General features: G+C 48.6%; 12 protein-coding genes. 3 read left to right on the top strand and 9 right to left on the bottom strand.

The genetic code is table 11. The features are described 5' to 3' along the window. Positions 1-96: 96 nt before the first annotated feature. The 8 genes from sspB to zapE form a co-directional block, all read right to left on the bottom strand. Entirely contained in the window at positions 97-579 is a 483-nt protein-coding gene (sspB, locus tag RN22_RS13095) for a ClpXP protease specificity-enhancing factor (RefSeq protein ID WP_046304903.1), read from the bottom strand. Further along, positions 579-1,214 (bottom strand): stringent starvation protein SspA, encoded by a 636-nt coding sequence (gene sspA / locus RN22_RS13090; protein WP_046304901.1) that lies wholly within the window; start codon positions 1,212-1,214, stop codon positions 579-581. Before sspA ends, sspB begins: the two co-directional genes overlap by 1 nt. An 86-nt stretch (positions 1,215-1,300) precedes the next feature. Continuing rightward, positions 1,301-2,038, bottom strand: coding sequence for a cytochrome c1 (locus RN22_RS13085; protein ID WP_002537340.1), 738 nt, complete (start codon positions 2,036-2,038; stop codon positions 1,301-1,303). Beyond that, positions 2,035-3,300 (bottom strand): cytochrome bc complex cytochrome b subunit, encoded by a 1,266-nt coding sequence (locus RN22_RS13080; RefSeq protein WP_002537338.1) that lies wholly within the window; start codon positions 3,298-3,300, stop codon positions 2,035-2,037. Before RN22_RS13080 ends, RN22_RS13085 begins: the two co-directional genes overlap by 4 nt. Further along, entirely contained in the window at positions 3,300-3,890 is a 591-nt protein-coding gene (gene petA, locus RN22_RS13075; RefSeq protein ID WP_002537336.1) for a ubiquinol-cytochrome c reductase iron-sulfur subunit, read from the bottom strand. The genes RN22_RS13080 and petA overlap by 1 nt, the downstream gene beginning before the upstream one ends. 392 nt (positions 3,891-4,282) lie before the next feature. After that, entirely contained in the window at positions 4,283-4,672 is a 390-nt protein-coding gene (gene rpsI, locus RN22_RS13070; protein WP_002537334.1) for a 30S ribosomal protein S9, read from the bottom strand. Positions 4,673-4,684: 12 nt separating this feature from the next. Next, positions 4,685-5,113: a 50S ribosomal protein L13 gene (rplM, locus tag RN22_RS13065; RefSeq protein WP_002537332.1), complete on the bottom strand. Its 429-nt coding sequence runs from the start codon at positions 5,111-5,113 to the stop codon at positions 4,685-4,687. A 233-nt stretch (positions 5,114-5,346) separates the two neighbouring features. After that, positions 5,347-6,450 (bottom strand): cell division protein ZapE, encoded by a 1,104-nt coding sequence (gene zapE / locus RN22_RS13060; RefSeq protein ID WP_046304897.1) that lies wholly within the window; start codon positions 6,448-6,450, stop codon positions 5,347-5,349. Between the two features lie 181 nt (positions 6,451-6,631). Here zapE and zapG point away from each other — a divergent pair, with 181 nt between their 5' ends. From zapG to degS, 3 genes are all read left to right on the top strand, one after another. Continuing rightward, entirely contained in the window at positions 6,632-7,045 is a 414-nt protein-coding gene (gene zapG, locus RN22_RS13055) for a Z-ring associated protein ZapG (RefSeq protein ID WP_002537329.1), read from the top strand. A gap of 87 nt (positions 7,046-7,132) precedes the next feature. Further along, on the top strand, positions 7,133-8,500 hold the full coding sequence (locus RN22_RS13050) for a Do family serine endopeptidase (protein WP_002537327.1): 1,368 nt from the start codon (positions 7,133-7,135) through the stop codon (positions 8,498-8,500). Positions 8,501-8,641: 141 nt separating this feature from the next. Further along, positions 8,642-9,706, top strand: coding sequence for an outer membrane-stress sensor serine endopeptidase DegS (gene degS / locus RN22_RS13045; RefSeq protein WP_002537324.1), 1,065 nt, complete (start codon positions 8,642-8,644; stop codon positions 9,704-9,706). Between the two features lie 80 nt (positions 9,707-9,786). Here the strand turns inward: degS and murA are convergent, their stop codons facing one another. Continuing rightward, the gene (gene murA / locus RN22_RS13040; protein ID WP_002537322.1) at positions 9,787-11,043 is read right to left on the bottom strand and encodes a UDP-N-acetylglucosamine 1-carboxyvinyltransferase; all 1,257 of its coding nucleotides are present in this window, start codon (positions 11,041-11,043) and stop codon (positions 9,787-9,789) included. Positions 11,044-11,056 lie beyond the last annotated feature (13 nt).

Genomic DNA, 11,056 nt, shown 5'->3' with positions numbered 1-11,056 from the left:
CGCGCCTAAAACGCTTAGGGATAGAACAAAATTTAACCACCAAAGGTCAACATCCCCTGGATTCAGACATGAAAAAAGCAGCCTAGGCTGCTTTTTTTATTTGACGACAGTCAGTGTCGGACGACCTTTCGGTTTCTGCTCTGGCTCTGAAGTTGGCTCCTCAGTCTCCACAACAGTTTCCACATCTTCCTGCACTTCCTCGACAGCATTGAGTTCTGGTTCAGATTCAATACGCTCCAGCTCTTCATCGTATGCTGGCTCTGGATCGAACATGGTGCCAGCACCATTTTCACGTGCATAAATTGCCATCACAGCATACATAGGCACAGTCACCAGCATCGGTCGACCACCGAATCGTGCATTGAAACTGACTTCGTCATTACCCAATTCAAGGTTGCCAACCGCACGCGGTGCAACGTTCAATACGATCTGTCCATCCTGTACGTACTCAAAAGGTACATTCACGTAGGGCATGGTTGCATCCACAACCAGATGTGGCGTCAGATCGTTGTCGAGTAACCAGTCGTAAAACGCCCGTAACAGATACGGGCGTCGAGGCTTGAGATTGATGTCGCTCATTATTGCGCCAGACGCATCTCACGCTCAGCTTCAGTCAGAGAAGCCAGGAATGAATCACGCTCAAATACGCGCGCCATGTAAGTTTTCACTTCTTTAGCGCCAGGACCGCTCAGTTCGATGCCCATTACCGGCAAACGCCACAGCAGCGGAGCCAGGTAGCAATCAACCAAGCTAAACTCTTCGCTCATGAAGAAAGGATACTCAGCAAAAACTGGTGCCAGAGCCAACAGCTCTTCACGCAGTTGACGACGCGCTTTGTCAGCGTCTTCTGCATTGCCTTTTTCAATTTTCTCAGCCAGTGTGTACCAGTTACGTTCGATGCGGTACATCATCAGACGGCTGTTACCACGTGCTACCGGGTAAACCGGCATCAGCGGAGGATGTGGGAAACGCTCATCCAGGTATTCCATGATGATGTTTGCGTTATACAACGCCAACTCACGGTCAACCAGAGTCGGAACCGAGTTATACGGATTCAGATCGAGTAAATCCTCTGGCAGGTTATTTGGATCAACAAGCTCAATCTCGTATGTCACACCTTTCTCTGCCAGAACGATGCGAACCTGATGGCTATACATGTCTGATGCGTCTGAATACAACGTCATCACCGAGCGTTTATTGGCAGCAACAGCCATTAACCCCTCCAGAATGTTTCATCTATAGAAAAAACAATGGGAGCACCTGCTCCCATTGTGGATCAGCAACTCACTAGATTAACCGATCAGTGAACGTCACGCCAATACTCTTTCTTGAGCAAAATGGCTAGGATGAGGAAAATGACCATAAAGCCAATCACCCAGTAACCCATTTGCTGACGCTCAAGCTTATTAGGCTCACCTGAGTACTCAAGGAAGTTGACCAAGTCACGAACTGCGTCGTCGTACTCTTCAGGGCTCAGCTCACCGTTACCCAATGATTCGATACCGATGAACTCCTGAACCTGTTCACCATCAACCAGTACCGTTTTGTACTGCTTAACAGGTGTACCTTGAAGCTCTTCCAATACGTGAGGCATACCCACGCTAGGGAACACTGAGTTGTTCACACCAAACGGACGAGAGTCATCTTGGTAGAAAGAACGCAGGTAAGTGTAAATCCAGTCTGTACCACGAACACGAGCAACCAACGTTAGGTCTGGTGCAGGGCCACCAAAGAAGGTCGCACCATCTTCTGCGGTCATCGCATTGGTCACCAGATCACCGATTTTCGCATTGCTGTCAAAAACCAGATTTTCCAGCATCAGTTCTTTCGGGATATCCAAGTCTTCTGAGATACGCTCATAGCGCTGGTACTGAGTGGCATGACAGCCAAAACAGTAGTTCATGAAAAGCTTGGCACCGTTTTGCAATGATGCTTTATCTGACAAATCGTTGTTTGCTGCATCCAATGGAATGCTTGGACCCGCCGCCATCGCCAGAGAAGGCAGCAGAGCAAACAGCATTACAATCCACTTCTTCATTTGTAGTTCACCCTCTCCGGTAATGGTTTCGTCGCTTCGTTTTTACTGTAGAAGAACAGCGCGACGAAGAACATGAAGTAACCAAAGCTAAAGATCTGTGCCAACAGGGTATAAGTTGGGGTTGCTGGCAGCGCACCCAGAATACCCAGCGCAATGAACGAAACAGTAAACTGCGCAATGTTTGCCAGGTGGATTTTGCTGCGGTAACGGTAAGAACGTACCTTACAGCGATCCAGCCATGGCAGCAGGAACAGAACAGCGATGGAGAGGCCCATCATTACAACACCCAACAGTTTGTCAGGAACTGCACGGAGGATGGCGTAGAATGGGGTGAAGTACCACACTGGCGCAATGTGCTCTGGTGTCTTCAGCGGGTTAGCTGCTTCAAAGTTAGGTGGCTCAAGGAAGTAACCGCCCATCTCTGGATTGAAGAAGATAACGTAAGCAAACAGAATACCGAACAGACCCACACCAATCAGATCTTTCACCGTACCGTAAGGGTGGAAAGGCACAGAATCGATGATGTCGTACTTCTTGGTGTAGTACTCGTGGAATGGGAACTGGGTTTCGTAACCTTCACCTTTAGTGCCCTTAGGCAACTTGGTCTCAATACCATCCGGGTTGTTTGAACCCACTTCGTGCAGCGCCAGAATGTGCAGCACAACCAGCAGCAGAATAACGATAGGTAAAGCAACAACATGAAGCGCAAAGAAACGGTTCAGTGTTGCACCAGACAGAACGTAGTCACCACGAATCCACAATGTCAGGTCGTCACCGATAACCGGAATCGCACCAAACAGGGAAATGATTACCTGTGCGCCCCAATAAGACATCTGACCCCATGGCAGCAGGTAGCCCATGAAAGCTTCCGCCATCAGTGCCAGGAAGATCAACATACCGAAAATCCACAGAAGCTCGCGTGGCTTCTGGTACGAACCATAAATCAGACCACGGAACATGTGCAGATAAACGACCACGAAGAACGCAGAAGCACCGGTGGAGTGCATGTAGCGCAGCAGCCATCCGTATTCCACATCTCGCATAATATATTCAATTGACGCAAAAGCACCTTCTGCAGAAGGGTTATAGCTCATGGTCAGCCAAATGCCGGTTAAAAGCTGATTGACCAATACCAGCATGGCCAAAGAGCCAAACAGGTACCAGAAGTTAAAGTTTTTCGGCATTGGGTATTCAGACAAATGCTTTTTATAAGCATTCATCGCTGGAAGGCGTTTCTCGAACCAGTTAATCAAGTTTTCCATTACGCTGTCCCCTCATCTGCGCCAACCAAAATACGGTTATCGTTAAGGTACGTGTAAGGTGGAACAACCAGATTAAGTGGCGCTGGCACACTCTTAAATACACGGCCAGCCATATCAAACTTAGAGCCGTGGCAAGGGCAGAAGAAACCAGAAGAAACCCCTTCAACCTGCTCACCAAAGCTATCAGGCAGATACGTTGGCGAACAACCCAGGTGGGTACACAGACCAACAGCAACAAAAATTTCAGGTTTTACTGAACGGTAGGCGTTAACAACATATTCAGGTTGCTGTGGTTCGAGAGATTCAGGGTCGCGAAGTTGCTCACCAATCTCATTCAACGTTTCCAGCGTCTGCTCACTACGGCGAACAACCCAGACCGGCTTGCCCTGCCAAATAACCCTGACTAACTGACCTTCTTCAATCTTACTCACATCGACTTCGACCGGGGCACCGGCAGCCTTTGCTTTGGCGCTAGGGTTCCATGACTTGATAAAAGGTACAGCGACTGCTGCTGCACCCACACCACCAACCACAGCGGTTGATAGAGTCAGGAAACGACGTCGGCCGGAATTCACTGGCGCATTGCTCATCCAACATTCTCCCATGTGCTCCCGCATGGATTCTTATAACTTTCCTTATGCGTCCCTGGAGCGTACGGCTAACTCAAATTAAGTATTCTTATTGCGTAGAAACGGGTGGTTTGTCCAACAAAAACCTATTAATACGTCGCCTAAATGATAAGGAAAACCCCACTTTTTGACAAGATAAAGCTACCTTTTTGTAACAAATGTGAGGTATACACCGTTTTTTTAACTAACTGCCAAAAAAGAAAAAATTTGCGGAAATATCAAAATGAGGAAATTGGGGACAAGCGCACAGTTCGCGCATTGACGGGAGGGATAAATGCCTGAATGGAGGTAATAAAAAGCCCGGCATAAGCCAGGCTTTTTGGACCATAATTCCCGGATAATCCGGAAGCGAATTAACGCTTAGAGAATTGTGGACGACGACGTGCTTTACGCAGACCAACTTTCTTACGTTCAACGCGACGTGCGTCACGAGTAACGAAGCCAGCTGCGCGCAGTGCAGGACGCAGAGTCTCATCGTATTCCATCAGCGCACGGGTGATACCGTGGCGGATTGCACCTGCTTGACCAGAGATACCACCACCAGCAACGGTGATGTACAGGTCCAGCTTCTCAGTCATTTCTACCAGCTCAAGAGGTTGCATAACAACCATGCGAGCGGTTGGACGACCGAAGTAGGTTTCCAGAGAACGCTTGTTGATTACGATGTTACCGCTGCCCGGCTTGATGAATACACGAGCTGCGGAGCTTTTGCGACGACCTGTGCCGTAGTATTGTTCTGCCATTTTGAAGTCCCCTTAGATGTCCAGTACTTGCGGTTGTTGTGCCGCGTGCTTGTGCTCTGCGCCCGCGTAAACTTTCAGTTTACGGTACATTGCACGACCTAGAGGACCGCGTGGTAGCATACCTTTAACAGCAAGCTCGATAACCATTTCTGGTTTCTTAGCGATCAGTTTGTCGAAGCTGATTGACTTGATGCCACCCATGAAACCAGAGTGGTGGTAGTACATCTTGTCAGTAGTTTTCGCGCCAGTTACTTTAACTTTTTCCGCGTTGATAACTACGATGTAGTCACCAGTGTCAACGTGCGGAGTGTACTCCGGCTTGTGCTTACCACGCAGACGAGATGCGATTTCAGTTGCGATACGACCCAGAGTTTTACCTTCTGCGTCTACAATGTACCAGTCGCGTTTTACAGTTTCTGGTTTAGCAACGAATGTTTTCATGCTAATAATTACCCGATAAATTTAGATTTCACTTAAGGAGCTCTCGCTCCCACTGTTAAGAGCCCATTCAGCACCCCTTCGAGTGGTGGTTCCCTCGGCCGAAGCCTTTCAACAGTAACGGTGGGTCGCAGGATTATAAGGAAGGGTGGAGAAAAAATCACCTTTTTTTCAAAAAAAGTCCTGACTTTTTCTCCATTGGATTTTTATCAATACTGTCATTACCGCAAGACTGGTTATGGAAGATGCTCCAAAGCCAAGTAATCATGGCTTTGCATCTCCTTCAAACGCGAAATGCAGCGCCTAAATTCGAATGACAAGCGCCCATCTGTGTACAGTGAATTCAAGGCAACTTCAGCTGAAATGATAAGTTTCACGTGTCTTTCGTAGAATTCATCGACCATCGCGATAAATCGACGCGCAGCATCATCCTTTGAGAGGCCCATTTGCGGTACGTTTGCCAGTAAAACCGTGTGGTAAAGGCGAGCTATCTCTATATAGTCAGATTGGCTACGTGGACTATCGCATAACGTGGCGAATTCAAAGTGAACTACCCCTTCGGCTTCACGCTCGGCGATCAGCTTTCGGTTGTTAATTTCGATTTCCAGTGATTCATGACATGGCTCGGTGGCCAGCTTATAGAAGTACTCTTTGAGGTTTTCGCCTGCAGCTTCATCTAAAGGAAAATGAAAGATCTCTGCCTGCTCCAACGTTCGTAAGCGATAATCCGTGCCCGCATCAACGTTCACCACTTCGCAATGCTGATTAATAAGGGCGATGGCAGGAAGGAATCGAGCACGTTGCAAGCCGTTTCGGTAGAGTTCATCTGGAACAATATTTGACGTTGCCACCAGACAGATCCCACGCTCAAACAAAGCTTCCATCAGCGTCCCTAATATCATCGCATCTGTAATATCAGAAACGAAAAACTCATCAAAACAAAGAATATGGGCTTCATCGGCGAGCTTATCGGCAATCTTCTGCAAAGGATCCTGCTCGCCATCAAGGAGCTTCAACTCGTGATGGACACGGTGCATAAAGCGGTGAAAGTGCATCCGCAGTTTCTTATCAAACGGCAGGCTTTCGAAGAAGGTATCAACGAGATAAGTTTTCCCACGGCCAACACCACCCCAGAAGTAAAGACCCTTTTCCGGTGCTTTCACTGGCGTTTTCTTCTTAAACAGGGATTCCAGAAAGCCTTGTTTTTCAACCGGCGCATGCGCCCTCTTTATCAGGCGATGATAAAGATCTTCCAGTTTCTCAACCGCATTGCGTTGGGAAGCATCTTCAAAAAAGTCCGGTCTTTGTAAGTCGTTATGGTATTGCTCTAGTGGTGTCATCCTTGAACCTAGCTCTCACTTGCACCCGTGGCGTTCTCAAAATCAATAGTACCATGCGTCTATCTTGGCATGTATAGTAAACCAAGAGTATTAAGGGGTTTGTAGTTTTCTTTTGATTGCCATTTCATCGGCAAAAAAACTGCAATTTATCCAACCGGTTGGAATAAGTTAAGGAGCACTTATGGCTTGGATCAACACGCTGGTATTTGTGATCATTGGTATTGTCATTGGCTTCATTATTGCCCGCCTGACAATGCGTGATAATTCTCAACAAAAAGATCTGAAAAAAGAGTTAGAGAAGTCGCGCTATGAATTGGAACAGTATCGTCAGGAGTTGGTAGACCACTTCGCGCAGAGCGCAGAGCTGCTCGACAACATTTCCCGCGATTACAGTAAGCTGTATCAACACATGGCCAACACTTCAGCAGAATTAATGCCGAATTTGCCTGAGCAGGACAATCCTTTTGCAAAACGCATCAGCAAACTGTCGGAAGTGACTGAAGAGCAAGAACCTTCTCAAGAGCCGCCTCGCGACTATTCTGATGGCGCGTCAGGTTTGCTGAAAGACCAAAAAGAAACCAGCAAAGCGAGTTAACTCGATCACAAATATCAAATAACGGGGCATTGAACTTTTTTGACCCACCCCCACTCTTAAAACGTACCTATAGAGGGGAGTGTGTTTATGAAAAAGAAGTCTTTGCTTACTTTAAGTGCGATTGCACTTGCCGTTAGTACAACCATGACAGCCTTGCCGACAACTGCAGCATTACCAGCCGCGGTTGCCGGTGAGAGTCTGCCTAGCCTTGCGCCTATGCTTGAAGCTGTGAGCCCAGCAGTCGTCAGTATTGCTGTGGAAGGCAGCCACACATCAAAACAACGCATTCCTGAATCTTTCCGTTTCTTCTTTGGCCCGGACTTTCCTTCTGAACAAGTCAGAGAGCGTCCATTCCGTGGCTTGGGATCGGGTGTCATTATTGACGCAGACAAAGGGTATGTGATCACTAACCATCATGTGATTGATGGTGCAGATAAAATCCGTGTTCAATTGCACGATGGCCGCGAATACGATGCGGAGCTTATCGGCAGCGATGGCATGTCTGACGTCGCATTGCTCAAGCTGGAAAAAGCGGATGATCTGACTGAAATCAAGCTTGCTGATTCAGATGCACTGCGTGTTGGGGATTTCGCCATTGCGATTGGTAACCCATTTGGTCTTGGTCAGACCGTCACTTCAGGCATCATTTCAGCACTGGGCCGCAGTGGTTTGAATGTCGAAAATTTTGAAAACTTCATCCAGACTGATGCGGCGATCAACAGCGGTAACTCCGGTGGAGCGCTGGTTAACCTGAATGGTGAACTGGTCGGCATTAACACCGCTATTCTCGGTCCGAACGGCGGTAATGTCGGTATTGGCTTTGCCATTCCCGTGAACATGGCGAAAAACCTCGTCGACCAAATCCTTGAATTTGGTGAAGTGAAACGCGGCGTGCTGGGCGTGCAAGGTGGCGAACTGACATCAGAGCTCGCAGAAGCATTTGGTTATGAAACAAACCATGGCGCTTTTGTCAGCCAAATCGTACCTGACTCGGCCGCAGAAAAAGCAGGTATCGAAGCCGGTGACATTATCGTTTCCGTAAACGGTAAAGAAATTCGCAGCTTCGGTGAACTTCGCGCAAAAATCGCGACGCTGGGCGCGGGCAAAGACGTGAAGCTTGGCATTATTCGTGACGGTAAAGAGAAAATAGTTACCGCTAAGCTGAAAGAAGCCAGCCTTGCCAAAGCCAATGCGGAAACCCTGCATGAAGCCCTGAAAGGCGCTGAGCTGGAAAACTATAAAGAAGGCAAAGTGTCCGGGGTTCGCGTTTCAAGTGTCGAAAAAGACTCTATCGCCGCCCGCTATGGCTTAAAGCAGGACGACGTGATCGTTGGGCTGAACCGAAACAAAGTGAAAAACCTTGGCGATCTGCGCAAGCAACTTGAGAGCAAACCGTCTGTGTTGGCACTTAACATTCTGCGCGGCGAATCTACCATGTATCTGGTGATCCGCTAAGCAAACGCTTTACTCAAAGCGTTTCAAATCAGGAGCCTGACAGTGTCAGGCTCTTTCTTTATTCGGCCTTGTCAGCTACTCATACAGACCATTCAGTGGTATTCTCAATGCTTTATATTTCGCGGTTTTATGGGGAATTGCATGCTGGCTTTTTTAGCACGTTCTGTGGTGTACGGCGTTTTGGTCGCTGCTGTGCTGCTTATTGCCATTCCTTCGTTACGAAGTTCCCAGCTGTTGCCTGAAGCGACACTTGCCACGTTTGAAGCCAACAACAACCTGATTTCCTATAACTATGCTGTCCGACGTGCCTCCCCTGCCGTTGTGAACATCTACACCCGCCGTTATAGCGCAGAAAACCGCTTGCAGCTCAATGCCGAAGGGCTTGGATCCGGCGTCATTATGAGCGACAAAGGCTACATTGTGACCAACTACCATGTCGTCGCCAGAGCTGACCAAATCATTGTTGCGTTGCAGGATGGCCGTATCAGTACTGCGCAACTGGTAGGTAAAGATCAACGTACCGACTTGGCGGTATTGAAGATTGAGCTAGATAGCCTGCCTGTGATCCCATTTAACGATAGCTATGAACCTGCCGTCGGTGACGTGGTACTTGCTATAGGAAACCCCTACAACCTTGGTCAAACGACGACCTTCGGCATCATCTCCGCAACAGGTCGTGCGGGAATGAGCTTTAACCGCCAGCAGGACTTCCTGCAAACCGATGCGGCGATCAACAAAGGTAACTCTGGCGGAGCCTTGGTCAACAGCCGGGGCGAGTTAGTCGGTATCAATACCGCATCATTCCAGCAAGCCACCGATGTAGATACCTATGGCATTTCTTTTGCTATTCCTTACTCCCTCACATTGAAGATTATGCAGAAACTGATCGCTGATGGTCGGGTTATCCGCGGCTACATTGGTGTGGAAGGACGCGAAGTGAACCCTGTAATGGCAAGGCTCCTTGATGCGGAGCAATTAAGCGGCGTGATGGTGGGAAGCATGGACCCGAATGGGCCTGCGGAAAAATCGGGACTTAAGGTCAACGATCTGATAATCGCGATAAACGAAAAGCCTGTTAGCAGTGTCCGCAATGCCCTGGATATCGTGGTTGATATCCGCCCTGGCACAAAAGTCCCTTTCAAGGTGATCAGAAACGGTCAACCTATTGATGTCATAGTCACGATTGGCGAAGAAAAACTTCAGTAGACACACTACCCACCCGTTCAAAAAAAAACAAAAAAGGCCACTTCTTAAGTGGCCTTCTCTTCATCTATTGCTATCAGCAATTAGTCACTGAAACGTTCAATGCTGACACCCAGCTTTTTAAGCTTATCTTCGATGTGCTCGTAACCACGATCGATATGATAAATACGGTCAACGATAGTTTCACCTTTTGCAATCGCACCAGCAATCACAAGGCTCGCAGAAGCACGCAGGTCAGTTGCCATCACCTGAGCACCACTCAGACCATCGCAATCACCACAAACCACAGTGTTACCTTCGATTTCAGCGTGAGCCCCCATGCGTTGCAGCTCTGGCACATGCATGAAACGGTTCTCAAAAATCGTTTCTGTGATGATACCGGTGCCTTTCGCCATCAGGTTGAGCAGTGTAAATTGCGCCTGCATATCGGTTGGGAAACCCGGATGTGGAGCCGTACGGATATTCACTGCTTTCAGCTCGCGATCTGTCATGTCCAGCGAAATCCAGTCTTCACCACTTTCCACCAGCGCACCCGCTTCTTCCAGCTTAGCCAGCACCGCTTCCATCAATTTTGGTGAGGTGTTATGACACATCACCTTACCGCCAGATACCGCCGCTCCGACTAAGAATGTGCCAGTTTCGATACGGTCAGCAACCACTTCATGATAACCACCGCCCAAGCGCTCAACACCTTCAATTGTGATAGCGTCAGTACCTGCACCAGTGATTTTCGCACCCAGTGTGTTCAGGAACTTCGCACAGTCCACAATCTCAGGTTCACGCGCTGCATTTTCAATCACTGTGGTACCTTCTGCCAGCGTTGCCGCAGACATGATGGTCACTGTTGCGCCAACACTGACTTTATCCATAACGATGTGCGCACCTTGCAGGCGGCCATCAACATGGGCTTTCACGTAACCTTCGTCCAGTGTAATGGTCGCGCCAAGTTGCTCCAGACCATGAATATGCAGGTCAACCGGACGTGCGCCGATGGCACAACCGCCCGGCAATGACACTTCACCTTTACCAAAACGGGCAACCAGTGGGCCTAACGCCCAAATAGATGCACGCATGGTTTTCACCAGATCGTAAGGTGCACAGAATTCGTTAATGTTACTGGCATCAACGTGAACAGAACCGTTGCGGGATACTTTGGCACCCAAACGTGATAACAACTCCATGGTGGTGTCGATATCACGCAATTTAGGAACGTTCGCGACTTCTACAGGCTCTTCAGCCAGCAGCGCGGCAAACAAAATAGGCAGTGCCGCATTCTTGGCACCTGAAATTGTGACTTCACCACGCAGTGGGCCACCACCGTGGACACGGAATTTTTGCATGCTGTTCCTCGTG

It is taken from the genome of Grimontia sp. AD028 (assembly GCF_000973155.1).
In the GTDB taxonomy this organism is placed as follows: Bacteria; Pseudomonadota; Gammaproteobacteria; order Enterobacterales; family Vibrionaceae; genus Enterovibrio; species Enterovibrio indicus.
This window is presented reverse-complemented; position numbering and strand designations above follow the sequence as displayed.